Origin of the sequence: Pilimelia anulata (genome assembly GCF_014647895.1) — a bacterium.
Lineage (GTDB): Bacteria > Actinomycetota > Actinomycetes > Mycobacteriales > Micromonosporaceae > Pilimelia > Pilimelia anulata.
In genome coordinates, this window is the sequence record NZ_BMQB01000001.1 from 628,407 (window position 1) to 654,270 (window position 25,864).

The following is a 25,864-nucleotide window of genomic DNA, read 5'->3' on the forward strand; positions in this document are numbered from 1 at the left end:
TGCGCCCCGGCCGGCGGCCCGCCGGGCGGGGTCCGCGGGCCGATTCTCCGCGCCGGCCGGCGGGGCCGCGGCTGCCGTACACTCGCCGCGGCTCGGCGGACGACAGCGGGAGGGACGCCCATGCCATCCCACGGACCCGACCGGCCGGGCCGGCTCGTCATGCTGGTGGACAACGCCGTCGACGGCGACTCCCGGGTGCAGAAGGCGGCCCGGGCGGCGGCCGACGCCGGCTGGCACGTGACCGTCCTCGGCTGCGCGCCCGGCCCGACCGCGCGGACCCGCCGGCTCGGCGCCGCCCGGCTGCTGCTGCTCCCGCTGTCCGGCGGCGACGACCGCGGCGCGCCCGGCGGCGCCGGCTGGCGGGCGCGGCTGCTCGCCCGCGGCGGGCTGCCGCTGCGGCTGGCCCGGCTGGCCAAGCGCCCGGTCGACCGGGCCCGGGTGTGGTACTGGCGGGCCGCGGCCGGCGACCGCGCGTGGCGCCGGCTCGAACCCGGCCTGTGGCACTACGAGCGGGCGTTCGGGCCGGTGGTCGACGACCTCGCCCCGGACCTCATCCACGCCCACGACGTCCGGATGCTCGGCGTCGGCGCCCGGGCCGCCGCCCGGGCGCGCGCGGTCGGCCGGCCGGTGCGGCTGCTCTGGGACGCGCACGAGTACCTGCCGGGCGTCAAGCCCGGCCGCAACAACGCCTGCTGGCTGCCGGCCCACCGCGGCTACGCCCGCGAGTACGCCGGCCGGGCCGACGCCGTCGTCACCGTCTCCGCCCCGATCGCCGACCTGATGCGCCGCGAGTACCGGCTCGCCACCCGCCCGACGGTCGTCCTCAACGCCCCCGACCTCGCCGCCGGGCCCGCCGCCGCGCCGCCGGACCTGCGCCGGCAGTGCGGCATCGGCCCCGCCACCCCGCTGCTGGTGTACAGCGGCGCGGCGCTGCCCCAGCGCGGCCTCGACACGGCGGTGGCCGCGCTGCCCCGGCTGCCCGGCGTGCACCTCGCGCTGGTCGTCGGCGACCCGGCCGCACCGTACGTGCGCGCGGTGCTCGGCCGGGCCGCCCGGCGCGGGGTGGCCGACCGGGTGCACGCGCTGCCGTACGTGCCGCACGACGCGGTCGTGCCGTACCTCGCCGCCGCCGACGTCGGCCTGATCCCGCTGCACCACTGGCCGAACCACGAACTCGCCCTGATCACCAAGTTCTTCGAGTACGCCCACGCCCGGCTGCCGATCGTCGTCAGCGACGTCCGGACGATGGCCGCCACGGTCCGGCGTACCGGCCAGGGGGAGGTGTTCCGCGCCCGTTCGGCGGCCGGCCTGGCCCGCGCGGTCCGCGCGGTGCTCGCCGACCCGGCCCGGTACCGGGCCGCCTACGACCGCCCCGACTGCCTGCTGCCCGAGTGGACCTGGGCCGCCCAGGCGGCGACCCTGACGACCCTGTACCGCACCCTCGCCCCGCCCTCGTCGGCCCCGCCGCCGCCCGCGGCGATCGTCCCGCCCGGGTCCGCGGCCCCGCCGTCGTCCGCGGCCACGCCGTCGGCCGGCGGGCGGGCGGCGGGTGCCGGGGCGGTGGGGTCGGCGTGAGCGGGCCGGACGTCGACGTCGTGGTCCCGGTGTACAACACCATGCCGTACCTGACCCGGTGCCTGCGCTCGCTCGTCGACCAGACCATCGGCCGGGACCGGATGCGGGTCATCGCCGTCGACGACGGCTCCACCGACGGCAGCGGGCGGGAGCTGGACCGGTTCGCCCGCCGGTACCCCGGCCTGGTCACCGTCCTGCACCAGCCGAACTCCGGCGGCCCGGCCGGGCCGTGCAACCGGGCGCTGGACGTGGCCACCGGCCGGTACGTCTTCTTCGTCGGCGCCGACGACCACCTCGGCCCGGAGGCGCTCGCCCGGCTGGTCGCCGCCGCCGACGCGCACGGCTCCGACGTGGTCCTCGGCCGGGTCGTCGGCACCAACAGCCGCACCATCTACCAGGACATCTTCGCCCGCGACGCGGTCGACGTGGACCTGTTCGACTCGCCCCTGCCGCGCTCGCTGGCCAACACCAAGCTGTTCCGGCGGGAGCTGCTGGAGCGGTACGCCATCCGCTACCCCGAGGGCCTGCCGCTGGCCAGCGACCTGCCGTTCACCCTGGCGGCCTGCTACCGGGCGCGGCGGATCTCGGTGCTGACCGGGTACGACTTCTACCACGCGGTGCGCCGGCTCGGCGCCGGGAACATCACGTACCGGTCCCGGCCCGCGGCCCGGCTGCGCGCGGTCGAGGCGACGCTGGCCTTCGTCGCCGACCTGATCGAGCCGGGCCCGCGGCGGGACGCCGTGCTCGCGTACCGGTTCGACCACGAGGTCGCCCGCCTCGTCGACGACGACTTCCTCCGCCTCGACCCGGCCACCCGGGCGGCGGTGCACGCGGGCGTGCGCCGGGTCGCCGCGGCGCACCTCGGCCCGCGGGTCGCCGCCCGGCTGAACGCGCCGACCCGGATCCGGCTCGCGGTCGCCGCCGCCGGTACGGCCGCCGACCTGGCCGCCGTGATCGACCGCGACGCCCGGCTGGGCGTGCCGGCGACGGTCGCCGCGGACGGCCGCCGGTACGCCGCGTACCCCGGCTTCGGGACCCTCCCCGACGCCTGCTTCGACGTGACCGCGAGCCCCGACTGGCCGGCGGTGCTCGACGCCGTCGCCGCCGAGTGGGGGACCGGCCCGCGCGGCCGGGAGCTGACGATCACCGCGCACACCCCCGCCCGCACCGGCACCGCCGCGATCACCGCCGGCGCCGAGGACGTACCCGCCGACGTTCGCGTGGTCGCCACCGACGCCGCCGGCACCACGCTGCGCCTGTGCTTCCCGGCCGCCGACCTGCTCGCCGGCGGCGGCGACCGGGGCCGCCGCCGCATCGTCTCGGCCCAGGTGGGCCCCTTCGCCCCCACCCGCGCGCTCGGGGTGGCGAGCGCGCCGGGCGCGGCCGGGGCGGCGGCACTGCGCGCGCCCCGGCTGCGCCCGCCCCGCCCGCTGCTGCACCGCAGCGGCCCCCGCCTGTACGCCATCGCCCTGGTCCGCGACCCCTCGGGCCGCGTGATGCTCTCGGTCGTCCCCGCCACCCCCCGCCGCCTCCTGACCCGCGCCACCAACCACCTGCGCCGCTGAAACACAGAACCCACCCATCTCCGCCCTCACCCGACTCACTTATCCGTCGACCGCCTCGCCCCGACCACCGATAGCGAGCAGCCGACTCCACGCTGGACCGACCACGAACCCGAATCCGAAGTCCGAGCCTTCCGGCAGGGGAGCCGCCGCAAAGGCATCCGCCGAGCCGGCCTATTCCGGGCGCAGCAGGCCGCAGCACCGAAACCGGTGGCCCGAAACCGCGTAGCCCACGCGAAAAGCGGGCCCCCGCCCCGCGCAGCGCAACCGCGTACGGCCCGAGCGGGAGGGGCGGGTGCCCCGGCAGGGGATCAAGCCTGACCGCCCCTGCCGGGGCACCCGCCCCTCCCGCGCCACGACCGCACCACCACAACCACGACCGGCACCCACCAGCACGACCGGCGCCGCTCCCGCCATGGCGCAGCTCGCTATCACGGCCGCTGACCACCACGACCGTCCGACGGGTGGGTCGCGGCCGGGACAACAACGCCACCACCGACGAACAACCCGCAACCGCCGTAGCGAACACCCGCAACTGCCGCACGGAAACACCGCAAACAGCCCACCGCTCGGCCCCCACCCCGTTTTCCCGCACGCGCGACGTATCACTGACGGGTCCCGCGCATGCACCCAGCGCCAAGAAAAGTGGAACCGGGAGCCCCCCGATTGCGTCGGAGGTCGCGGGCGGATTCCGCCGACCACCTATAGGCCGCGCTTATGCGTTGTTGGGATTGGTCAACGATTTCCCCCGCCGCGCATAGTCGCTGGGCCCCTTCCGCCGGACGTGGCGCAGCCCGCATGCCGCGCCCCGCCCGGCCTCTTCCTCCGTCCCAGAGGAGTGACACCCATGACCACGATCACCCGGTGCCTGGCGCTCGCCGCCGGCCTGCTCGCCGCCGGCGTTCTGGCCGCCCCGGCCGTCGCCGCGCCCGCCGCCGAGCCGGCCCCCGCCGCGGTCGTTGCCGCGCTCGGCCAGTACACCGGCACCGGTACCGCCGCCGACCCGTACGAGGCCCTGGACCTCGCGGTCGAGGACGCCGCCACGCAGGCCGAGGAGGCCGGCGAGGACCTGGAGACGTGCGAGGTCGTCGACTACGACGTGCAGCCCGACGAGGAGGGCCAGTTCACCGGCACAGTCGTGGTCGAGTGCGGCGGCGACGATGGCGACGGTGACGGCGAGGGCCGCCCGCTGCGCGAGACGTTCGCGCGCCGCTGACCCGGTCCGCGCTCGCGCGGACGATTGAGCGCCGGTGGGGCGGGTGCCCCGGCACGGGTGGGTGCCCCGCCACCCGCCCCACCGGATCCCACCGATGGCCGGCCCGATATCGGGCCGGCCATCGGTGTCACCGCCGCCGGTACTCGCTGTTGTCGCCCCAGCAGTACAGCGTCCCGGCGCTGCCGGTGCCGCGGACCCCGCAGGTGTGGGCGGTCCCGGCGGTCAGCGCGATCCAGTTGGTCGCGGTGCCGACCTGGTTGGGGGTGTCGTAGTCGGCGGTGTCGCCCTGGCCGGCCTGGCCGTCGTCGTTCTGGCCTCAGCGGTACAGCGCGCCGGCGCGCAGTCCGCACGCGCTCTGCTCGGCGACGACCGGGCTCTACCGGTCGGGGTACGAGCCGGCGACCTCCAGCGGCGTGCTGGTCGTGGCGGGGCTGGCGCTGCCGACGCCGGTGGCGCCGGTGGTATTGGAGCCGAACCCGTACAGGTGGCCGACGGCGAAGTCGGCCGCGCGGCCGCCCGGAATGGGATTCACGGGCGGGACTCCGGATGAACGGACAGCACATTGACGTTGACGGATTCGTGCCGCTCGCGCCCCGAGGGCGTCGCGTGTCCGGTCGCCGGAATGCGCCCGGGGATGTGAAACATTGACCGGCTTAATTTTTCCTTGCGTCTCCTGGCCCGGCCGGGCACCCGGTCGTACGCTCGGGCAACGGTGAAGTGGCGGCTTCACCGCGTCGCACCCACTCCTGCACCGCCGCCGTACTCCGGAGGAGCAAGACCCCATGCGACGACGCATTCTGCTGCCACTGCTGACCACCGCCGCGGTGGTCGTGTCCCTGTTCGTGGCGGTACCGCCCGCCCTCGCCCACGGCTACGTCCTCACCCCGCCCAGCCGCCAGGCCAACTGCGCCAGCAAGGCCATGGCCGGCTGCGGCGACATCGTCTGGGAACCGCAGAGCGTCGAGGCCCCCAAGGGCGCGATGTCCTGCAACGGGAACGGGGCCCGGTTCGCCGAGCTGAACGACGACAGCCGCCCGTGGCCGGCGGCGAAGGTCGGCCAGCAGGCAACCTTCACCTGGAAGATCACCGCCCGGCACGCCACGACGACGTGGGAGTACTTCATCGGCGGCAAGCGCATCGCCGTCTTCGACGACAAGGGCAAGCCCGCCCAGGCCACGATGACCCACCACGTCAGCCTCGCCGGGTACACCGGCCGGCAGAAGGTGCTGGCGCGGTGGAACATCGCCGACACCGTCAATGCCTTCTACAACTGCGTCGACCTGGACGTCAGCGCCGAGGCGGGTATCGCCGCCGCGCCCGTCCCGGTCGACGCGGGCGCCCCGGCCGCCGGCTGCGCCGCCCACCCCGCCCCGGCGGCGCCGGTCGCCGCGGCGGAGCACGCACACCACCACTGAGCACGCACAGCACCACTGAGCACGCACACCACCATTCAGCACGGCCCCGCCGACGGCGGGGCGCACCGGCCACGCGGCCGGCGGCGTACCGGGCACGCTCCGCCGGGCGCCGCCCGGCCGGGTCCGGTCGCGGGACGTGAGGTGGCCGGCGGGCAGCGGGTGCCCGCCGCGACCGCCGCGGCCGGTGGGTGGGTGACCGGCTTTCCCCCTGCCGGCCACCCACCCGGCCCGGCCCACCGCACCTGGCCCGCACCGCCTCGCACCGGCCCGCACCGCCCGCCCCTGCCTCGCCCTGCACCGCCTCGCCTCGCCTCGCCCGGCCCGGCCCGGCCCGCACCGCCTCGCACCGGCCCGCACCGCCCGCCCCTGCCTCGCCCTGCACCGCCTCGCCTCGCCCGGCCCGGCCCGCACCGCACTGCCTCGCCCCGCCCTGCACCGCACTGCCTCGCCCCGGCCTGGCCCGCACTGCCTCGCCCCGGCCCGCCCTGCACCGCACCGCCCGGATCACCGGACCGTTCCGCTCGCCTGCGCCCGTCCCGCCCGGGCGGCACCCCCGCCCTGCCCACTCGCCCCGCCCACTCGCCCCGCCCCGCGCGGCGGGAGGAGTGGGTGGGCGTGACATCCTGGTCCGGTGCTGCCGGATGCCCCACCACCCGCGCGCGTCGCCGTCCTCGGCGCCGGTCTGATCGGCGGCTCGCTCGCACTGCGGCTGCGCGACCGCGGTCTCGACGTCCGCGTCTGGGACCCCGCGCCGGACAGCCGGGCCGCCGCCCGCGCCGCCGGCCTCGCCTGCGCCGACGACGCCGCCGCGGCCCTGCGCGGCGCCGGCCTGGCCGTCCTGGCCGGGCCGCTGCGCGCCGGCCCCGAGCTGCTCGACACCGCGCTCGCCCACACCGGGCCCGACTGCCTGATCACCGACGTCGGCAGCGTCAAGGCGGCCGTCGTGGCGCACGCCGCCGGGCGCGACGCCGCCGCCCGGTTCGTCGGCGGGCACCCGATGGCCGGCAGCCGCGGGGCCGGGTTCGCCGACGCCGCGCCGGACATGCTCGTCGGCGCGTCCTGGGTGCTGTGCGCGCCGGAGGCCGGGCTGGCCGCGTTCCGGGCGCTCGCCGGCCTGCTCACCCGGCACCTCGACGCCCGGGTCGTCCCGGTGGGGGCGGCCGCGCACGACGAGGCCGCGGCGCTGGTGTCGCACCTGCCGCACCTGCTCGCCGCCGCGCTGGCCGGTACCGCGGCGACCGATCCGCACGCGGCGCTGGCCGCCCGGCTGGCGGCGGGCAGCTTCGCCCGCGGCACCCGGTCGGCGGCGGCGGCGCCGTACCGCAGCGCGGCGATGGTGTGGGAGAACCGGGCGGCCGTCCGACGCGCCCTGGATCGGCTGCGGGGCGTGCTCGCCGCGGCCGACGAGCGGCTGGCGGCCGACGACGACGCGGGCGTGCGGGAGCTGTTCGACACCGCACACGCCATGCTCACCGGCACCGGCACCGGCACCGGCACCGGCACCGGCACCGGCACCGGCACCGGCACCGGCACCGGCACCGGCACCGGCACCGGCACGGCGTCGGTGGCGACCGCGCGCTTCCCGCGGGCCGGCGACGAGGGCCCGGAGCGGGCGCTGCTGGACCGCGTCGGCGCGGCCGGCGGCTACCTCACCGCCTGCGCGACGGACGCCGACGCGGTCACGTACACCTACGTCACGACGGCCTGACGCCGGCGCGCGTCACCAGCGGCGGCCGCCGCCGCCACCGCGGCGGCCCGCACGCCAGCCGGCGCCGACGCCGGCCAGGTGCAGCGCCACGCAGAGCAGGCCGAGCGTCGTCAGCGGGCCGGCGCCCAGCGGACCGCCGAGGCGCAGGCCGAACAACTGCACGATGGCCGCGATGCCGAACAGGACGGCGGCGAGAATCGCGAACATAATTCACCACCAGGGGTCGTCGGTACAGGGTGCGGCACCGGTACCCCGACCCCGCCCCGGCCAACCCCGCCGCGTGGTCCCGGTCACGCCGCGACCCGTCCGGGGCATCAAAACCCATGAGTATGGGCAAGGCCGACCCCGAGACCGCGCCGCCCGGGCCACCCCCGCCCGGGCCGGTCCCCGCGGTCGGCAGGGGAGGCACCCGGCGATGTCCGCATCGGTGCTCGCGTGGCGGCAGACGTGCCTGGACCGGCAGTTGCCGCACCCGTCCTTCCCCGCCGGCATCGCCGTGCCCGCCGCCGTGGGCGCCGGCGCGCTGGCGCTGCTCGCCGTCGTGGGCGCGGGCCTGCTGCACCGCGCCGGTACCAGCGACCCCAACGCCGCCGTCGCCGCCTCGCAGGAGGCGCTGCTCGCCGACGTCGCCCGCGGCCTGGACGCCGCCGTCCGGCGGGAGGTCGACGCGCTCGCCGCGGCCACCGCCGACGCCGCCGCCCCCGCCGCCGTGGCCGCCGCCCGGGGGAGCGGCTGGGCCGGTGCCGCCGTCTGGCGCCCCGCGACCCGGCGCACCGAGGCGGCCGCCGGCCGCGCGGTGCCGCAGGACCCCGGCGCCGCCGACCGCCGGGTGGCCGCCGGCCGCGACGGCGTCGTCGCCCACCTGCCGCTGCCCGGCGGGCGGGTGCTCACCGCCGTCCGCCCGCTGCCGACCCGGCCGCTGGACCTCGCGCCCGAGACCGGGCAGACGGTCGTCGTCACCGACGCCACCGGCACGCCGGTGCAGACCCGCGGCCCGGTCGTCCCCGAGCGGGAGCCGTGGGCCGGGCTGCTGCGCGCCGCCGTCGCCGACCAGCGCGCGGCCGCCGCCCCCGCCACCCGGGCCGGGACCGGCGCGCACACCCCGTTCGGCACCCGCACCCCGCTGGTGACCGTCGCCCCGATCGGCGAGACCGGCGACCACGTCGCCTCGCTGCTCCAGGTCCCCGCCGCCCGGCGGGTCGCGCTGCCCGCCGCGTGGTGGGTCGCCGCCGGCGGGCTCGGGGTGGCCGCGCTGGTCTGGCTGCTGCTGTACGGGGGGCTGATCCGGCCCCTGCGCGACCTGCTCGCGGTACTCCGCGCCCGGGCCTGCGGCGCCGCCGCCCCGTCCCGGTCGGCCGCCCGGCTGGCCGAGGGCGCGCGCATCCTGCGGGTGGTCGGCTCGCTGCACGCCCGCGGCCGCGGGCTGCCCGCCGCCGTCGTGGTCGCGCTGGCCGCCGGCTGCGCGCTGGCCGGCGCCGCCGTGCTGCTGCGGGCGTACGCCCGGCAGCCCGACACCGTCTCCCAGCAGTTGCTCGCCGATGTCCGCAACCGGGCCACCGGGGCGCAGTTCGCGCTCCGGGAGAACCTGGTCCGCGGCCGGGAGGCGCTCGCCCGGACCGCCGCCGCCTGGCCCGCCGACAACCGGGGCGGCCCGCTGCTGGACCGGCTGCGCGCCGCCGAACCGGGCCTGCGCAGCGCGTACCTCACCGAGCCGGACGGCCGCCGCTCCCTCACCTCCGGCGCCGAGCCGTACCGGCCCGCCGGGCTGGACAACCCGCGCGACGGCGTGCGCCTCGACCCGCGGGTGGGCAACCGCCCCGCCCTGTACGCCCAGGTCCAGCTCCCGTCGGGCCGGTTCCTCGCCGCCGAGTACGACGTCCGCCGGCTGATCGACCACCTGGGCCGCGCCGACGGCCGGATCCGGGTGGTCGACGACCGGCAGCGGACCATCCTGGACACCGACGGGTACATCGCCTTCACCGCCCTCGACGGCGCCGCGCCGCGCGCCGCCGCGGCCGCCGCCGACCGCGGCGCCGAGCAGCCCACCCGGATCACCCGGGACGGCCGGGTGCTCACCGCGACGGCCTGGCGCGACCCGCGCCTGCCCGACCTGCGCTGGGCGGCCGTCGCCGTCGCGCCGGTGTCGGCGCTGCGGCTGCCCGCCACCGAGGCCCGGCGCGCGGCCCGGATGGTCGCCGCGGCCGTCGCCGCCGTGGCCACCGGCCTGCTGCTCTGGCAACTCTTCGTGATCGTGCTGCCGCTGCGCCGGCTGCGCGCGGCCGCCGTCCGGCTCGCCGACGGCGACACCCGCACGCCGATCACGCCGCCGCGGTTCGACGAGATCGGCGCGCTGGCCGTCTGCCTGGAGGTGTGGCGGCAGGCCACCGTGGACGGCGACCCGCGGCTCGGCGGCTCGCCGCGGCTGCGCCCGGACGGACCGGACATCACCGTCGTCCTGCCGACCGTGGCCCCGCGGCACGCCGCGCTGACCGGGCGGGGGCACCGCTGATGGTCATCCGCGTCCTGTTCGTCATCCTCGCCACCGCGAGCCTCGGCCTGCTGATCGCCGGCGTCCGGGAGCAGCGCCGGCACTTCCGCAACCTGCGGCTGATCCCGCACCGGGTCCTGGTCAACGGCATCCGCGGCAAGAGTTCGATCACCCGGCTGTGCGCCGGGGCGCTGCGCGGCGGCGGCCAGGTCGTCGTCGCCAAGACGACCGGTACGGCGGCCCGGCTGATCTTCCCGGACGGCTCCGAGGAGCCGGTGCACCGCAAGTTCGGCATCGCCAACGTGGTCGAGCAGATCGGCATCATCCGCCGGGCGGCCGCCTACTTCCCGGACACCGTCGTCATCGAGTGCATGGCCGTGATGCCCGCGCTCCAGGAGCTGAACCAGGAGAAGCTCATCCAGTCGAACATCGGCGTGCTGTGCAACGTCCGCGAGGACCACGTCGAGGAGATGGGCCCGACGCTGGACGACATCGCCCGCTCGCTCAGCCGGTCGATGCCGGTCGGCGGGGTGTGCGTGACCGCCGAGCGGGAGCGGCTGGCGCTGCTCGAACGCGAGGCCGCCCGCCGCGACTGCACGCTCGTCGCCGTCGACCCGGAGACGGTCAGCGACGAGGAGCTGGCCCGGTTCCACTGGATCACGTTCAAGGACAACGTCGCCATCGCGCTCAAGGTCGCCGAGCTGCTCGGCGTGCCGCGGCGGGCGGCGCTGGCCGGCATGTGGGCCGCGCCGCCGGACCCCGGCGCGCTGACCGTCTCCCGGTACGCCCTCGACAGCGGCGTGCTCGCCTTCGCCAACGTCTTCGCCGCCAACGACCCGCAGTCCACCCTGGACAACATCCGGCTCATGCAGGACCGCGACCTGATCGCCGGCCCGCTGCACGTCGTGATCAACTGCCGGCCGGACCGGATGGAGCGCAACGCCCAGATGGGCACGCTGATCGAGGAGCTGGACCCGGACCGGGTCGTCCTCATCGGCGACCCCACCCGCAGCGCCCGGTCCACCATCGGCGCCGCCTGGCACGACCGGGTGCTCGACCTCGGCGGCCGGCGCACCGGGCCCGACCTGCGCGACGCGGTGCTGCGCGACCTGCGCGGCGACGCGGCGATGGTCGCCGTCGGCAACATCCACGGACAGGGCGAGGTGCTGCTCGCCCAACTGGCCGGGCTGCCGCCGGCCGACGCCGCGCCGCCGGCGTCCGAGGGCGCGGCGCCCGCCGCGGCGCCCCGGCAGCGGTCCGCGCAGTCGCTCGCGATGAGGAGTCGGTAACCCATGTTCGGTACGGCCGTCAGCCCCCAGCTCGCCGCCATCGGCCTCGGCCTGGGCCTGATCTTCGCCCTGGTCTGCTACCTGGCCACCAACCTGTCGCCCGGCGGCATGATCACGCCCGGCTGGGTGGCGGTGTCGGTGCTCACCGAGTACCGGCAGACGCTGGTGATCGCCGGGATGACCGTGCTCACGTACCTCGCCACGAAGGCCGTGCAGCGGGTCACCATCCTGTACGGCAAGCGGCTGTTCGCCGCCGTGGTGCTGCTCGGCGTGGTGCTGCAACTCTCGCTGTACCTGCTGATCCAGCGGGACCTGCCGCTGCTGTTCGAGCACCAGACGCTCGGCTTCATCGCCCCCGGCCTGATCAGCTACCAGCTCCTGCGGCAGCCGCCGGTGCCCACGCTGGCCGCGGTGGTGATCGTCTCCGGGATCACGTTCGCCGGGCTGGCCGGCGGCATCCTCTTCGGCCTGGCGCCGGGCCGATGAGCCACCCCACCCCGGTCGACCGCCACGGCCCGGCCCACCCCGCCGCCGCAATGCCCGACGCCGCGCCTACCAGCAACCCCGGCCGCGGCCGGCACGCCGGCCGGGCGGCCGCGCCGACCGTCGAGCCGCGCCCGCACCCCGCGGTGGCCGTCCCGCCCGCGCGACCCGCCGTCGACGAGCGGTTCGGCACCGTCGTGGTCGTCGTCGCGGCGCTGCTGCTCGGTACCGCGAGCGTCGTCGGCTTCGTCCGCCGGCCGGTCGGCCACCGCGCCGCCGGGCCCGTGCCGACCGCGCCGGGCGGCGACGGGTACACCTACGACCGGCTGACCGACCCGGCCCGCACCGTGGTCCGGGCGGCCGGCGGCGCGGTGGTCGCCGTGCTTACCGACGGCTCCCGCACCGTCCGGCTGACCGGGCCGCCGCGGCGGTTCACCGAGCCGCGGCTCACCCCGCGCACGGTGCACACCGACGCCCGGGTGCGGCTGCTGCCGCGGCCGTGGCGGGCGACCGCGTACCGGACCGGCTGGTTCGCCGACTGGTTCGCCCGGGCCCGCGACGACCGCTCGCCGGACGTGCTCGACGTCGTCGCCCAGTACCTCGACGGCGCCCCGGAGCAGCGCGACCGCGCCGGGGTCCGGTTCGCCGGGGACGCCGCGTACCGGGCGCCGGCCGACGACGACGGCGACGGCCGGGCCGAGAGCCCCGACTTCCACGACTACCTCGGCGTCCCGTGGTCGTTCCCCGACGGCGCGACCCGGCAGCCGACCGACGGCCGGTACGGCAACGTCGACGGCCCCGGCTTCGTCCGGCTGGTCTACGGGTACCGGCTCGGCCTGCGGCTGCGCAGCCGCGCCGACACCGGCACCGGCGGCCTGCCGCGCACCGCGGCCGGGATCGCCGCCCGCGGCAGCGGCACGCTGGTCGCCCGGGACCGCTCGGGCCCGCCGTCGCTGGGCGCGCTGCAGGAGGGCGACCTGGTGCTGTTCGCCGACGGCCCGGCCGGTACGGCGATCACCCGGGTGGGCATCTACCTGGGCCCGGACGACAACGGGCGGCCGCGCTTCGCGGCCAGCCGGTCGCGCGCCGACGGCCCGACGTTCGGCGACACGGGCGGCCGCGCCGAGCTGGACGGCGGCGGCCACTACGCCCGCTCCCTGCGCGCGATCCGCCGCCTCTGACGACGGGCTCCGGCGGGCCGGCCGCTGCCGAGGGGGCTCGGCGCGCCCCGGCGGGCGGATGGCCGGCCCCGCCGACCGCGCACCGGGCCGGGCTTGCCGGGCCGTTGCCGCCGGTCGCCGCCGACGCGCTTGTCAGGCCGGTGGGCGCAGGTCGGCGAGGATCGGCGCCAGGGCGGTGATCACCCGGTCCAGCCGGGCCGGGTTCTCGCGGACGGAGCGGCTCAGTTCGAGGTGGACGAACGCCGCGCCCGCGGCCCGGGCCGCCCGGCCCTGCTCGTTCGTCCGGCCCTCCAGGTCGCCGCACCGGCGCTGCCACGCCGCGCAGACCCGCAGGCCGGTACCGGCCAGCGCCGCCACCACCCGGGGCGCCGGGTCGGTCACCGCGACCACCGTCGCGCCGGTGGAGACCACCGCGTCCACGCCGGGCAGGCTGGCGTCGGCGTACCCGTGCACCTGCACCTGCGGCAGCCGGGCCGCGGCGGCCCGGGCGGCGAGGGTGTGGAACAGGGATCCCCGCTCGTGCGCGACGTCGGCCCGGCCGCCGGCGGCGTCCCGGTGCGCGCCGGCGACCAGCAGCATCGCCCGCGGCGCGGCGGCGGCCAGCCGGGCGGCGATCACCTCGCTGCCCAGGTCGGCGCGCGGGTGCGGGGCCTCGACCAGCACGGTCGGCGGGGCGTCGGCGTACGCGAGCACGCTCGGCCAGCCGCGCCGGTCGCCGGCCGGCGGGCGCAGCAGCGCGTACCGGCGGCCGGTCGCCGGGTCGGTGTGCGCGCCGGCGACGTACCCGAGGTCGGCGAGCCCGCCCGGCGCCCGCGCGCCGGCGAGCAGGCCGCCGAACGCGGCGGCCGCGCGGCGCGACTCGGCGGCGGTCGGCGCCCGGTACGGGCCGTCCGCGGACAGGTCGGCGGTGAGCGAGGCGACGACCCGCTCGGGCGCCTCGCCCGCGTCGGGGCGGGCGGTCGGCGGGCTGAACCGGGTGTCCGGCCGGGCCCCGCCGCAGCCGGCGAGCAGGGCCGCGACCAGCACCAGCGCGGCGCCGCGGCGCACCGGCCGCGCCGCCGGGCCGGGACCGGCCCGGACCGGCCCGGACCGGAGAGGACCGGCCGGGACAGGACCGGCCGGGGTGGGGCCGGCCGGGGCGGACAGGTGCGATACCGAGGCAGACATCGACAACCATGGTAGTCCGCGGCGGCCCGGTCGGCAGCGTGCCGCGGGTGATTGCCGCCAGCGAATGGGGTGAAGCTGCTTGTCCGCCGGTAGGGGCGGTGCTACGGTGCGTTTGTGCTGCTCCAGCTTCGACTTCTGATCCTCCCCCCTCGGGGGGAGTAATGCGTGGCGGCCGCATGCCGCATATCCGGAGCGAATAGTCGAAGCAAACCCACTCCACAGGGAGACGTGGCAGCGCTATGTCCAACAATCCTTCCGCGCCCGACGCCGGGCGCGTCCTGATCTTCGACACGACCCTGCGCGACGGCGAGCAGTCGCCCGGCATCTCGCTGAACGCCGCCGAGAAGCTGGAGATCGCCCACCAGCTCGCCCGGCTGAACGTCGACATCATCGAGGCCGGCTTCCCGATCGCCTCGCCGGGCGACTTCGAGGCCGTCCGGGGCATCGCCCGCGAGGTGCACGGGCCCACGATCGCCGCCCTGGCCAGGGCGAACCCGCAGGACATCGACCGCGCCTGGGAGGCGCTGCGGGACGCCGAGCGCCCGCGCATCCACACGTTCGTCTCCACCTCGGACATCCACATCGAGCACCAGCTCCGGTCCAGCCGGGACGACGTCAAGAAGCTGACCCGCGAGTCCGTGGCCAGGGCCAAGGCGCACTGCCCGGACGTCGAGTTCTCGCCGATGGACGCCACCCGGGCCGACCTGGAGTTCACCGCCGAGGTGCTGCAGATCGCGCTGGACGAGGGCGCCACCACGATCAACGTCCCGGACACGGTCGGCTACGCCGTGCCCGGCGAGTACGCCGCGTACCTGACCGCGCTGTACGAGCTGCTCCCCGACCTGCGCCGCGCGGTGCTCTCCACCCACTGCCACGACGACCTGGGCCTGGCGGTGGCGAACTCGCTGGCCGGCGCCCTGGCCGGCGCCCGGCAGGTGGAGACGGCGATCAACGGCATCGGCGAGCGCGCCGGCAACGCCGCGCTGGAGGAGTTCGTGATGCTGCTGCACACCCGCGGCAGCACCCTCGGCCTGCACTGCGACGTGGTCACCACCGAGATCGCCAAGACCAGCCGGCTGGTCAGCCGCCTCACCGGGTACGCGCTCCAGCCGAACAAGGCGGTCGTCGGCCGCAACGCGTTCGCCCACGAGTCCGGCATCCACCAGGACGGCGTGCTCAAGGAGCGGTCGACGTACGAGATCATGGACGCCCGGTCGATCGGCCTGGTCGCCAACTCGGTCGTCCTGGGCAAGCACTCCGGCCGGCACGCCCTGCGCAACGCGCTGGCCGAGCTGGGGCACGAGCTGGACGGCCCGGAGCTGAACACCGCGTTCAAGCGGTTCAAGGAGCTGGCCGACAAGAAGAAGCAGGTCACCGCCTCGGACCTGGAGGCGCTGCTGACCGACGAGCTGCGCAGCGACGCCTCCGGGTACACGCTGGAGCGGTTCGAGGTCGTCGCCTCGTCCAGCCGGCCGCCGGTCGCCACCGTCGGCGTCGCCACCCCGGACGGGGTCGGCGTCGAGGGCACCTCCACCGGCGACGGCCCGATCGACGCCGTGTTCCGGGCGATCAACGCCGCCACCGGCGTGGACGCCCGGCTGCGCGACTTCCGGATCGAGTCGGTGTCGGAGGGCCAGGACGCGCTCGGCGAGGTCAGCGTCGTCCTGGAGATCGGCGACCCCGGCTCCGCGGTGGCCGGCGAGATGCCCGGCGTGGCCAGCGGCGAGCGGGTCACCGGCGCCGGGCAGGGCGTGGCCACCGACATCATCGAGGCCGCCGGCCTCGCCTACACCCGGGCGCTCTCGGCGGCCACCCGCCGCACCCGGTAACCGCACCTCCCCACTCGCACACCCAGCCACACCCGGGGTGCGGGCGCGCGCGCCCGCACCCCGGGTACCCGAGAGAGACGGCACATGTCCAGGACGCTGTTCGACAAGATCTGGGACCGGCACGAGGTCGTGCCCGACCTGCTCTACATCGACCTGCACCTCGTCCACGAGGTGACCAGCCCGCAGGCGTTCGCCGGCCTGCGGCTCGCCGGGCGGCCGGTCCGCCGGCCGGACCGCACGCTCGCCACGGCCGACCACAACACGCCCACCGACGGCACCCCGGTCGCCCGGCTCATCGCCGACGAGCTGAGCCGGGAGCAGGTCGAGACGCTGGAGCGCAACTGCGCCGAGTTCGGCGTCCCGCTGTTCTCGCTCGGTTCGGCCAAGCAGGGCATCGTGCACGTCATCGGCCCGGAGCTGGGCGTCACCCAGCCCGGCATGACGATCGTCTGCGGCGACTCGCACACCGCCACGCACGGCGCGTTCGGGGCGCTCGCCTTCGGCATCGGCACGTCCGAGGTCGAGCACGTCCTGGCCACCCAGACGCTGCCGCAGCGCAAGCCGCGGTCGATGCGGATCCGGTACACCGGGCAGCTCGGCCCGCACGTCACCGCCAAGGACCTGATCCTCGGCACGATCGGCCGGATCGGCGTGGACGGGGCCACCGGGCACGTCGTCGAGTTCGCCGGACCGGCGATCGAGGGCCTGTCGATGGAGGGCCGGATGACCGTCTGCAACATGACGATCGAGGCCGGCGGCCGGGCGGGCATGATCGCCCCGGACGGCACCACGTACGCGTGGCTGCGCGCCCGCGGCGTCGACACCGACCCGGACTGGGCCGACCTGCGCACCGACGACGGCGCGGTGTTCGACACCGAGGTCGTCATCGACGCCGCCGGCATCGGCCCGCAGGTCACCTGGGGCACCGCGCCGGACATGGTCGCCGAGGTGACCGCCGCCGTACCCGAGCCGCGCGACGCCACCTGGGAGCGGGCGCTGGAGTACATGGCCCTGCGCCCCGGCACCCCGCTGACCGACATCACCCTGGACCGGGTGTTCATCGGCTCGTGCACCAACAGCCGGATCGGCGACCTGCGGGCCGCCGCGTCGATGATCCGCGGCCGGCGGGTCGCCGACGGGGTGACCGCGCTGGTCGTACCGGGCTCGCAGCAGGTCAAGGCGCAGGCCGAGGCCGAGGGCCTGGACCGGGTGTTCACCGAGGCCGGCTTCGACTGGCGGGTGGCCGGCTGCTCGATGTGCCTGGGCATGAACCCGGACGTCGCCGGGCCGGGGGAGCGGGTCGCGTCCACGTCGAACCGCAACTTCGAGGGCCGGCAGGGCCGGGGCGCCCGCAGCCACCTGGTCTCGCCCGAGATGGCCGCCGCCGCGGCGATCGCGGGCCGCTTCGTCGACATCCGCCACTGGGCCCCCGAGGGGAGCGCCGCATGAACCCCGTCCGCGTCGTCGAGGGCGCCGTCACGCACATCGCGCGGGACAACGTCGACACCGACCAGATCATCCCGGCCCGGTTCATGAAGCGGGTCGAGCGGACCGGCTTCGGCGAGTACTGCTTCCACGAGTGGCGGGCCGCCGGGTACGACCTGCCGGCGAACCCGATCCTGGTGGCCGGGGACAACTTCGGCTGCGGGTCCAGCCGCGAGCACGCCCCGTGGGCGCTGCTGGACTACGGCTTCCGGGCGCTGGTCGCGCCCCGGTTCGCCGACATCTTCAAGAACAACTGCACGAAGAACGGGCTGCTGCCGATCGAGCTGCCGGCCGACGCCTGCGCGGAGCTGGTCCGCCGCGGCCGGGCCCGGGTGGACCTCGGGACGCAGACCGTGGACGAGTACCCGTTCGCGATCGACGCCGAGGTCAAGCGGCGGCTGCTGGACGGCCTCGACGACATCTCGATCACCCTGTCGGCGCACGCCGACGCCATCGACGCCTACGAGCGGGACCGCGCCCGGCGCGGCCCGGTGACGACGGAGGTCTGAGCATGCCCACTGTGGTGGTACTCCCCGGCGACGGCATCGGCCCGGAGATCAGCGCCCCCGCCGTCGACCTGCTGCGCCGGCTCGCGCCGGGCGTGCGCGTCGCCGAGCACGCGTTCGGCGGCGCCGCGATCGACGCCACCGGCGGCCCGCTGCCCGCCGCGACGCTCGCCGCCTGCACCGCCGCCGACGCGGTGCTGCTCGGCGCGGTCGGCGGCCCGAAGTGGGACACGACCGACCCGGACGCGCCCCGCCCGGAGCAGGGCCTGCTGGCGCTGCGCCGCGGCATGAACGTGTACGCGAACCTGCGCCCGGTCCGCCCGTTCCCGGCCCTGTACGACGCCAGCCCGGTCAAGCGGGACCGGATCGAGGGCACCGACCTGCTGATCGTCCGGGAGCTGACCGGCGGCATCTACTTCGGCGCCCGGACCCGGACCGCGGACGCGGCCTCCGACCTGTGCGCGTACACCGTCGCCGAGGTCGAGCGGGTGGCCAGGGTGGCGTTCACCGCCGCCCGCGGCCGGCGCAACCGGGTGGTCAGCGTCGACAAGGCCAACGTGCTGGAGACGTCCCGGCAGTGGCGGGCGGTCGTGCACCGGGTGCACGAGCAGGAGTTCCCGGACGTCGAGCTGGCCGACCTGCTGGTGGACAACGCGGCCATGCAGCTCGTCGCCCGCCCGGCCGACTTCGACGTGCTCGTCACCGAGAACCTGTTCGGCGACATCCTCAGCGACGAGGCGGCGATGATCTCCGGCTCGCTCGGCATGCTGCCGTCGGCGTCGCTGTCCGACCCCGGCCGGCCGGGCCTGTTCGAGCCGGCGCACGGCTCGGCCCCGGACATCGCCGGGCTGGGCATCGCCAACCCGCTGGCGATGTTCCTGTCCACCGCGCTGCTGCTGCGGCACGGCCTCGGCCGGGCGGCCGCGGCGGACGCGGTGGAGGCGGCCGTGGCCGCGGCGCTCGACGGCGGGCTGCGCACGCCGGACCTGGGCGGTACCGCCGGTACCGCCGACGCCACCGCCGCGGTGCTGGCGCACCTGCGGCCACCGGACGACGAGGGGTAGGCCCACATGGACCGGATGGACACGTACTGGCGCAACGGCGCGGTCGACGACCGCGCCGGGGACGCCGACCGCGGCGAGCGCGTCGCCGGGGTCGTCGAGGCGATGCGCTGCTACCACACGCTCATCGGCCCGGCCGTCTTCCGGCACGCCGACCACCTGGCCCACTGGCGGGAGCGGGCGGCGGCGTACGGGATCGACCTGCCGTACGGCGACGGGGAGCTGCGCCGGGCCACCCTCGACCTGATCGCCCGGGCCAAGGCCCGCTCGTGCTGGGTCCGGGCGCGCGCCGCCCGGCACCCGGGCGGGGTGGACGTGACCATCTCGCTGTGGCGCTGGGGCGGCGCCGAGCTGGGCGACGACGGCCCGGGGCCGGGCGTGCGGGCGCGGGTGATCCCGCTGGAGCGCACCGGCTACCCGGCGCCGATCGACGCCGGCGCGCACCGCCGCGCGCCGGCCGACGCGACGCTGCTGGACAACCACGCCAGCGTCCGCGGCAGCGCGGGGGAGAGCCTGTTCGCCGTCCGCGGCGGGGTGCTGGCCACGGCCCCGGCCGACCGGCCGGCGCCCGGCGGGGTGGACCGCGCGACGGTGCTGGACATCGCCCGCGACCTCGGCCACCCGGTCGTCGAGCGGCCGCTGACCAGGGCCGACCTGGCCGCGGCCGACGAGGTGTTCATGACCGGGGCGGCCGCGCCGGTCACCCCGCTGCGGGAGATCGACGGGCGGGCGGTGGGCGCCGGCGCGGCCGGGCCGGTCACCCGGGCGGTGCACGGCGGGCTGGTCGCGGCGTACTACGGGTACACCCGGCGGTACCACCACTGGCTCGACCCGGTGCCGGTCACGGTCCTGTCGGCGATGTAGCGGGCGACGGCCGGGTCCGGCGCGGGCGGGCGTCGGACCCGCCGCCGTCAGCGGGCGCGGGGCGCCGGCGGCAGCAGCGGCACGCAGCCGGCCCCGCCGGGCCCCGGCGGCGCCGGGCCCGGCCGGCAGGTGCCGACCGGCACGGCCGTCGCGCTGGCCGGGCCGTCCCGGAACGCCTCGCTCAGCTCGGGGATGCGGTACAGCGTGACCTGCCGCCGGGCCACCCGGTCCGCTCCGAACCGGATCAGGCCGTACGCGCCCGGGTAGCCGTACCCGTCGGCCGGGTCGGTCACCGCGAGCTGCCGGCGGATCGCGTCCCGCAGCTCGCGCGCCGCCGCGGCGGTCAGCCGCTGCCCGGCCGCGGGCCGGTTGCGCAGCATCGCGTCGTTGAGCATCCGGACCGTGTCGTACCCCGACGCGGCCCAGCCGCCGGCCAGCCACACGTCGGTGTCCGCGTCGTTCGCCCCGCCGCGGCAGCGCCCCAGGTACTCCTGCAGGTCCTGCCGGAAGTCCGCCTGCCGGCCGGCGGCGAGCCGCTTCGCGCCGTCGGTCGAGCCGGCGTCGGTGGCCCGCAGCCGGGCGCAGGTCAGCAGCTCCCCGCGGTGGGCGATCAGCACCTCGGTACCGTGCGGCACCTCCGCGGCCAGCGCCGGGTCGGCCAGGAACCGGGACGCCGAGTCCGCCGCCACCAGCAGCGGCAGGTCGGCGCCGCAGGTCAGGTGCAGGTCGCGGACGAAGTCGGCGAACGCGGTGTACCGGCCGGTGAAGAACACCACCGGCCGCTTGCCGCCCTGCGCGCACGCGCCCGACAGCGGGTTCCGGGCGCCGTCCCGGCCGGCGGACCACTGCCAGGTCACGTGCCGGTCCGGGTACTTCCCGCGCCGGTCGAGCAGCCGGCGCAGGCTCGCCACGTACAGGTCGCCGGCCCCGGTCGCCGGGTGCACGGCGACGATCGACTGTCCCGGGGCGTGCCGGGCGGCGTACGCGCGGACCAACCGCACCTGGTCGGCGTTGGTGGAGGTGACCTGGAAGAAGTACGGCAGTTTCGCACCGAACCCGTCGACGGGCATCGTCGGCGACGCCATCACCAGGCCGGACCGGTCGAGGACGCGCAGCGCCCCCAGCGTCCCGGCCCGGCTCTCGATCGTGACCATCGCCCCGATCACCGCCGCGTCGTCGCGGTGCAGCAGCCCGTCGACCCGGCCGGCGAAGTCGCGCAGCAGCGCCGTCCGGGCCGCCTCCCGCGCGGCGGCGGTGCGCCGCCCGGCCGCCGCGGCCCGCTCGGCCGGCTCCCGCCCGGCGCCCTCGGCGACCCGCTGCTCGACCGCCTCGGCCGTCGGCTGGGTGGCGTCGCCGGCGTTGGCGATGGCCAGCCGCAGGTACGGCTGGTTGCGGCTGAGCACCGCGTTGAGCCGCCGCTGGGCCGCGTACGCGCCGGCCAGGGCCTCCCGCTCGGCGACGAGCGACCGGTTGCTGCCGGGCAGCCGGGTCAGCGAGGTGATCAGCAGGATCGTCACGGCGGCCCGGTCCGCGTGCCGGGTGAGCAGGTCGTCGACCCGCTTGTTCTCGGCGTGGATGAGGTCCACGTCGAACAGCCCGGGATGCTCGGGCGGGCCGGCGTCGATGCCGGGCACCCCGGCCGCGGCGGCGGCCCGGGCCAGCCGGCGGGCCGCGCGGCCGGGCAGCGTGCCGGTGTCCCGGCAGTACCGGTACCCGATCCACTCCTCCCCGTACGCGGCGACGCTGCCGCCGGCCGCGCCGAGCCGGCAGTACGACCAGTCGTCGCTGTACGCCACGTAGACGGCGCCGAGCCCGGCCAGCCCGGCGCCGGCCGGCAGCGCGAGCGCCAGCGCGGCGGCGACCCAGCGGGTGCGGTACCGGCGGCCGATCGCCCGCCCGCACCGGCGGCCGGCGGCGGCGAGCACCCGCCGGGCGGCGGCGCAGCGGCCGGCCGCTGCCGGGGGCAGCCACCGCTCCGGCGCCGGCGGGCGGGGCGCGGCCGGGGCGGGCCCGGCCAGCCAGGCCGGCTCCCGGCGGCCCGACGGGCCGGGCGGCGTGCCGGGCGGGGCCGGGCCGTCGGTCAGCAGCACCCCGCACGCCCGCCGGCGCAGCGGCCCGCGCCGGCGGGTCAGGTCGGCGTACTGCCGCAGCAGCAGGTCGGTGACCTCGGCGCCGGCCGGCAGCAGCAGCACCGGCAGCGCGCCGGGCCAGAACCGGGTCATCGCCCGGCGCAGCGGCCCGGGGCTCCACACCTCCCGGACGTCGAGCAGCAGCGCCCGGGCGAGCACCGCGTCGAGCGCGCCGGCCTCCGGCGCCCGCCACCGCCAGGCCACCGGGAACGGCCGCCACACCTGCCGCAGCGGCACCCGCCGGCAACTGTGCAGGACCGCGCCGACCAGCAGCAGCCCGGCCGCGGCGCTCACCAGCAGCCAGCCGGTGCTCCACACGGTGTCGCGGCCGTTCGCGCCCTGCATCAGCACGCCGGCGACGGTCAGCAGCAGCGGCACGACGTACCTGGCCGTGGCGGTCTCCATCAGCCGGTCCAGCCGGCGCCGGCGCTGGTCCGGCAGCGACTCGCCGGCGGCGTGCGCGCGGATCGCGGCGAACCGGCGCAGCGGCCGCCCGGCCGGGCCGGCGAGCCGGTCCGCGGCGGCGGCCAGCGCCGCGCCGGCCGGCCGGTCCGGGTCCAGCGCGACGACCGCGCCGGGTGCCGCGGCGCGCAGCGCGGCCGGGTCCGGCGGCGCCGCGACGTACAGCACCGGCCGCACCCACCGCGGCCGCCCGCGGCGGCAGGCCGCCCGCAGCGCCGGCCCGGCGCCCGGCGGCGCGCCGGGCACGGCCCCGCGCGGGCGCGGCGGGCCGGCCGGCCGGGAGCCGGTGGCGGCGGTGCAGGTGGCTTCGGCGCCGGTGGCGGTGGGGCGGTCGCCGCTCACCGGGGGTCGCCCGGCGGCGCGATCAGCGGCAGCGGGCCGGTGGGGGAGGTCGGGGCCGGCAGCGGCGGCGCCGGGTCGTCGTCGGCCTCCTCGTACGGCGGGCAGATCAGCGGCGCGGCGAAGCCGAACCCCGGTACGCCCATGTCGGCGCGGGCCGCCAGGTAGAAGTCGCGCCGGGCGACGCCGATCGCGTGCCGCAGCCGCTGGAACGCCGCCGGGTCGTCGCGCAGGCCGCGGGCGAACCCGACGAGCTGGTACACCTGCCGCTGCCAGGCGTGCGCGGCGGCCATCGTCGCCTCGTCGCCGAGCAGCAGGACCGCCTCCCAGCGGGCCAGGCAGGCGCCCTGCGCGGCGGCGAGCTGCGGGTACCCCTCGGCCGGGTCGAGCGGCTGCGCCGGGTGGTCCAGCCCGTGCCCGGCGGCGAGGCGCTGGCCCAGCGTGGTCCACTCGCGCAGCGCCCGGGCGTACTCGGCGTACACCTCCACCCGGCGCTCGTCCCAGCGGACGGCGTGCTGCCGGCGCCAGCGCGACCGCTCGGTGAGGAACCCGGCCAGGAAGGTCAGCGCCGAGCCGACCGCCACCGCCGCCAGCGTCCACACCTGCTGCGCCATCCAGCCACCTCGCTCGCCGTCCGGGACCCGATCGTCCCATGTGGCGGCCAGCGCGGCGGGCGCGTCGTCAGCCGTCCGCGGTCGGCCGCTCCGGCGGTTCCGCCGGTCCGCGCGGGTCGCGCGGCCGGCGTTCGGGCCAGCCCCCGCCGTCCCGGTCGAGGGCGGGGTCCCGGCCGGACCGGTACCGGTCGTTGCACGGCGCCGCCCACGCGACCAGCGGCCCGGTGACGATCGGTGCCGCCCGCCGGACGGCGCCGGGCGGACCCCCGCCGTCCGGTGCCGCGGGCCGCCGGGCGACCGGCGCGCGCCGGCGGGCGGGCGCGAGCCGCCACCCGGTGCCGGCCGTCCTCACCGGAGGTCCCGCTGGGTGTAGTGGGCGGCGTCGTCGCCCTCGATGAGGTGGCTGCGCCGGCCGTCCACGCCGACCGGGACGTCCCCGGCGACGGTGACCCGGTGCAGCCGGCGCGCTAGGGTGCCGTAGTCGTCGACGGCGTAGTGCTGGGTGCTGCGGTTGTCGAACAGCACCACGTCGCCCTCGGCCCAGCGCCAGCGGACCGTGTTCTCCGGCCGGGTCACGTACCCCTGGAACAGCCGCAGCAGGTCCCGCGACTCGGCCCGGGACAGCCCGACGAGCCGATCGGCGAACCCGCCGATGAACAGGCTCGGCGCCCCCGACTCCGGGTGCACCCGGACGACCGGGTGGGCGGTGGCGTACCGGCGGGAGACGAACACCCGCCGCCGCTCCTCCGCCTCCTCGGTGCGGAACTGCGGGTGCGCGTAGTCGTGGTCGTTGCGGTGCACCGCCCACAGCCCGTCGGCGAGCTGGCGCAGCTCGGCCGGCAGGTCGGCGTACGCGGCGGCGGCGCTGGCGATCAGCGTGTCCCCGCCGTACGGCGGAACGACCAGCGCCCGCAGCGTGCTGAGCCGCGGCGGGGTGAGCACGAACGTCACGTCCGTGTGCCAGTGGTTCGCCCGGGCGCCCTCGCCGGCGTCGACCGGCAGGATGTGCTCCTGCCCGGCCACGCCGGGCACGGTCGGGTGGGCGGTGGTCAGCGGCCCGAACGCGCGGGCGAACCGGAGCTGCCCGGCCTCGTCGAGCCGCTGGTTGCGGAAGAACAGGGCGTGGTGGCGCAGCAGCGCCGTGGTCAGCACGGCGACGGTGTCGTCGTCGAGCGGGCCGGCCAGGTCCAGGCCGCGGACCTCGGCGCCGATCCGGCCGCCGATCTGCGCGATGTCCAGGCGGGTGTGCACGAGGGGCATGGCGGGTGTCCAATCAACTAGAGGTCGTACAGGACGTCGTCGGCGGACAGCCGGGGCGGGCGCGGGTGCGCGGGCTCGCCCGCCGCGGGGTACCCGAGGTTGAGCAGCAGCAGCGCGCGCAGCCGCCCGTCGCGGAAGAACTCGGCGTCGACCCCGGCCGGGTCGAAGCCGGCCATCGGGCCGGTGGCCAGGCCGGCCGCGCGGGCGCCCACGATGAGGTAGCCGATCTGCAGGGTGGCGTTGAACCGGGCGGTGCGCTCCCGGGCGGCGGCGTTGTCGTCGCCGGCGAACCAGTCCCGGACGCCGGGCCGGTGCGGGAAGAGCCGGGGCAGGTGCTCGTCGAAGCCGGTGTCCGCCGCGAGGATCACGGTCAGCGGCGCCGCCGCGGTCTTGTCCCGGTTGCCCGGGGACAGGTGCGGCAGCAGCCGCTGCCGGGCCGCCGGCGAGCGCAGCGCCACCACCCGCAGCGGCTGCGCGTTGAACGCGGTCGGCCCGTACCGGGCCAGCTCCTGCACGGCCCGCAGGTGCGCGTCGGTGACCGGCCGGTCGGCGAACGCGTTCGCCGTGCGGGCCGCCCGGAACAGCAGGTCCCGGCTTGCCGGGTCCAGCAGGATCGGGTCGGTCGCGTCCGGCGGGATCGGGTCCGGCGGGATCGGGTCGGCCGGGTCCGGCGCGATCGGGTCGGCGGCGGGCGGGGCGCTCACGCGGCGCTCCGGTCGAGCGCGGCGTACCGGCCGTCGTGGTACAGCAGCGGCGGCCGGTCGGTGTGCTGCCCGCGCAGCGGCTCGGCGAGCACGACCGCGTGGTCGCCGGCGCGCACCCGGTCGGTGACCAGGCAGAGCAGCCAGGCGGACGCGCCGTCGAGGAGCGGCACCCCGTGCGGGCCGGGCCGCCAGGCGGTCCGGTCGGCGAACCGGTCGATGCCGCTGGTGGCGAACCGCTGGGCGACGGCCTGCTGCCCGGCGGCGAGCAGGTGCACGGCGACGTACTCGGCCCGCCGCACGGTCGGCCAGCTCGACGAGTACCGGCTCAGGCAGAACGAGACGATCGGCGGCCGCAGCGACACCGAGGTGAACGACGTCGCGGTGAAGCCGACGGGCACCGGGTCGGCCGGCGTGGTCACCACGGCGACCGTGCTGGCCTGGCGGCGCAGCAGGGACCGGAACAGGTCGGCGTCCAGGGCGGTGCCGCCCGCCGGTGCGGGGACGGTGGTCGGGGTCATGGCATCCTC

Annotated in this window: 24 protein-coding genes; 14 read left to right on the forward strand and 10 right to left on the reverse strand. The window is 77.7% G+C overall.

Annotation, left to right across the window (positions count from 1 at the left end; translation table 11 throughout):
* Positions 1–159: 159 nt before the first annotated feature.
* The 3 genes from IEY94_RS02820 to IEY94_RS02830 all read left to right on the forward strand — a co-directional run bounded on the left by IEY94_RS02820 (position 160) and on the right by IEY94_RS02830 (position 4,353).
* Positions 160–1,575, forward strand: coding sequence for a glycosyltransferase family 4 protein (locus IEY94_RS02820; RefSeq protein WP_189168795.1), 1,416 nt, complete (start codon positions 160–162; stop codon positions 1,573–1,575).
* Positions 1,572–3,140 (forward strand): glycosyltransferase family 2 protein, encoded by a 1,569-nt coding sequence (locus IEY94_RS02825; protein ID WP_189168403.1) that lies wholly within the window; start codon positions 1,572–1,574, stop codon positions 3,138–3,140. Before IEY94_RS02820 ends, IEY94_RS02825 begins: the two co-directional genes overlap by 4 nt.
* An 844-nt stretch (positions 3,141–3,984) precedes the next feature.
* Positions 3,985–4,353, forward strand: coding sequence for a hypothetical protein (locus IEY94_RS02830; RefSeq protein WP_189168404.1), 369 nt, complete (start codon positions 3,985–3,987; stop codon positions 4,351–4,353).
* A gap of 127 nt (positions 4,354–4,480) precedes the next feature.
* Here IEY94_RS02830 and IEY94_RS24205 read toward each other — a convergent pair whose 3' ends face one another.
* Positions 4,481–4,585, reverse strand: coding sequence for an RCC1 domain-containing protein (locus IEY94_RS24205; RefSeq protein ID WP_189168796.1), 105 nt, complete (start codon positions 4,583–4,585; stop codon positions 4,481–4,483).
* A 144-nt stretch (positions 4,586–4,729) separates the two neighbouring features.
* Positions 4,730–4,885 carry a hypothetical protein gene (locus IEY94_RS02840; RefSeq protein ID WP_189168405.1) on the reverse strand — a complete coding sequence of 52 codons (156 nt, stop codon included), beginning with the start codon at positions 4,883–4,885 and terminating at the stop codon, positions 4,730–4,732.
* Positions 4,886–5,135: 250 nt separating this feature from the next.
* Here IEY94_RS02840 and IEY94_RS02845 point away from each other — a divergent pair, with 250 nt between their 5' ends.
* Positions 5,136–5,768, forward strand: a complete 633-nt coding sequence (locus IEY94_RS02845; protein WP_189168406.1) for a lytic polysaccharide monooxygenase auxiliary activity family 9 protein — start codon at positions 5,136–5,138, stop codon at positions 5,766–5,768.
* 631 nt (positions 5,769–6,399) lie between these two features.
* Positions 6,400–7,476, forward strand: coding sequence for a prephenate dehydrogenase/arogenate dehydrogenase family protein (locus tag IEY94_RS02850; protein ID WP_189168407.1), 1,077 nt, complete (start codon positions 6,400–6,402; stop codon positions 7,474–7,476).
* Positions 7,477–7,488: 12 nt separating this feature from the next.
* On the opposite strand, the gene IEY94_RS02855 is transcribed toward IEY94_RS02850, so the two are convergent.
* Positions 7,489–7,683 carry a hypothetical protein gene (locus tag IEY94_RS02855; RefSeq protein ID WP_189168408.1) on the reverse strand — a complete coding sequence of 65 codons (195 nt, stop codon included), beginning with the start codon at positions 7,681–7,683 and terminating at the stop codon, positions 7,489–7,491.
* 208 nt (positions 7,684–7,891) lie between these two features.
* Here IEY94_RS02855 and IEY94_RS02860 point away from each other — a divergent pair, with 208 nt between their 5' ends.
* Genes IEY94_RS02860 through IEY94_RS02875 form a run of 4 tightly spaced genes read left to right on the forward strand, consistent with a single transcriptional unit; the run spans position 7,892 to position 12,917 of the window.
* Positions 7,892–9,985, forward strand: coding sequence for a HAMP domain-containing protein (locus IEY94_RS02860; protein ID WP_189168409.1), 2,094 nt, complete (start codon positions 7,892–7,894; stop codon positions 9,983–9,985).
* Positions 9,985–11,253, forward strand: coding sequence for a poly-gamma-glutamate synthase PgsB (pgsB, locus tag IEY94_RS02865; protein ID WP_189168410.1), 1,269 nt, complete (start codon positions 9,985–9,987; stop codon positions 11,251–11,253). The genes IEY94_RS02860 and pgsB overlap by 1 nt, the downstream gene beginning before the upstream one ends.
* 3 nt (positions 11,254–11,256) lie before the next feature.
* Entirely contained in the window at positions 11,257–11,739 is a 483-nt protein-coding gene (locus IEY94_RS02870; protein ID WP_189168411.1) for a poly-gamma-glutamate biosynthesis protein PgsC/CapC, read from the forward strand.
* Positions 11,736–12,917: an NlpC/P60 family protein gene (locus IEY94_RS02875; protein WP_189168412.1), complete on the forward strand. Its 1,182-nt coding sequence runs from the start codon at positions 11,736–11,738 to the stop codon at positions 12,915–12,917. The genes IEY94_RS02870 and IEY94_RS02875 overlap by 4 nt, the downstream gene beginning before the upstream one ends.
* Positions 12,918–13,049: 132 nt before the next feature.
* Here the strand turns inward: IEY94_RS02875 and IEY94_RS02880 are convergent, their stop codons facing one another.
* Positions 13,050–14,084 (reverse strand): hypothetical protein, encoded by a 1,035-nt coding sequence (locus IEY94_RS02880; RefSeq protein WP_189168413.1) that lies wholly within the window; start codon positions 14,082–14,084, stop codon positions 13,050–13,052.
* A gap of 239 nt (positions 14,085–14,323) precedes the next feature.
* Between IEY94_RS02880 and IEY94_RS02885 the strand changes: the two genes are divergently transcribed.
* The 5 genes from IEY94_RS02885 to IEY94_RS02905 all read left to right on the forward strand — a co-directional run bounded on the left by IEY94_RS02885 (position 14,324) and on the right by IEY94_RS02905 (position 19,829).
* Complete coding sequence (locus IEY94_RS02885) at positions 14,324–15,913, forward strand: 2-isopropylmalate synthase (RefSeq protein ID WP_189168414.1); 1,590 nt, start codon at positions 14,324–14,326, stop codon at positions 15,911–15,913.
* A gap of 84 nt (positions 15,914–15,997) precedes the next feature.
* Positions 15,998–17,362, forward strand: a complete 1,365-nt coding sequence (gene leuC / locus IEY94_RS02890) for a 3-isopropylmalate dehydratase large subunit (RefSeq protein WP_189168415.1) — start codon at positions 15,998–16,000, stop codon at positions 17,360–17,362.
* Positions 17,359–17,907, forward strand: a complete 549-nt coding sequence (leuD, locus tag IEY94_RS02895) for a 3-isopropylmalate dehydratase small subunit (protein ID WP_189168416.1) — start codon at positions 17,359–17,361, stop codon at positions 17,905–17,907. Before leuC ends, leuD begins: the two co-directional genes overlap by 4 nt.
* A gap of 2 nt (positions 17,908–17,909) precedes the next feature.
* Complete coding sequence (leuB, locus tag IEY94_RS02900) at positions 17,910–18,968, forward strand: 3-isopropylmalate dehydrogenase (protein WP_189168417.1); 1,059 nt, start codon at positions 17,910–17,912, stop codon at positions 18,966–18,968.
* 6 nt (positions 18,969–18,974) lie between these two features.
* Positions 18,975–19,829 carry an aminotransferase class IV gene (locus IEY94_RS02905; protein ID WP_189168418.1) on the forward strand — a complete coding sequence of 285 codons (855 nt, stop codon included), beginning with the start codon at positions 18,975–18,977 and terminating at the stop codon, positions 19,827–19,829.
* 47 nt (positions 19,830–19,876) lie between these two features.
* On the opposite strand, the gene IEY94_RS02910 is transcribed toward IEY94_RS02905, so the two are convergent.
* The 6 genes from IEY94_RS02910 to IEY94_RS02935 all read right to left on the reverse strand — a co-directional run bounded on the left by IEY94_RS02910 (position 19,877) and on the right by IEY94_RS02935 (position 25,855).
* On the reverse strand, positions 19,877–22,762 hold the full coding sequence (locus tag IEY94_RS02910; RefSeq protein ID WP_189168419.1) for an ABC transporter substrate-binding protein: 2,886 nt from the start codon (positions 22,760–22,762) through the stop codon (positions 19,877–19,879).
* Complete coding sequence (locus IEY94_RS02915) at positions 22,759–23,373, reverse strand: hypothetical protein (protein WP_189168420.1); 615 nt, start codon at positions 23,371–23,373, stop codon at positions 22,759–22,761. Before IEY94_RS02915 ends, IEY94_RS02910 begins: the two co-directional genes overlap by 4 nt.
* A gap of 67 nt (positions 23,374–23,440) precedes the next feature.
* Positions 23,441–23,725, reverse strand: coding sequence for a hypothetical protein (locus IEY94_RS02920; protein ID WP_189168421.1), 285 nt, complete (start codon positions 23,723–23,725; stop codon positions 23,441–23,443).
* On the reverse strand, positions 23,722–24,633 hold the full coding sequence (locus tag IEY94_RS02925; RefSeq protein WP_189168422.1) for a TauD/TfdA dioxygenase family protein: 912 nt from the start codon (positions 24,631–24,633) through the stop codon (positions 23,722–23,724). The genes IEY94_RS02920 and IEY94_RS02925 overlap by 4 nt, the downstream gene beginning before the upstream one ends.
* Positions 24,634–24,650: 17 nt before the next feature.
* Complete coding sequence (locus tag IEY94_RS02930) at positions 24,651–25,337, reverse strand: malonic semialdehyde reductase (protein ID WP_229783257.1); 687 nt, start codon at positions 25,335–25,337, stop codon at positions 24,651–24,653.
* Positions 25,334–25,855: a flavin reductase family protein gene (locus tag IEY94_RS02935; RefSeq protein ID WP_189168423.1), complete on the reverse strand. Its 522-nt coding sequence runs from the start codon at positions 25,853–25,855 to the stop codon at positions 25,334–25,336. Before IEY94_RS02935 ends, IEY94_RS02930 begins: the two co-directional genes overlap by 4 nt.
* Positions 25,856–25,864: the final 9 nt, after the last annotated feature.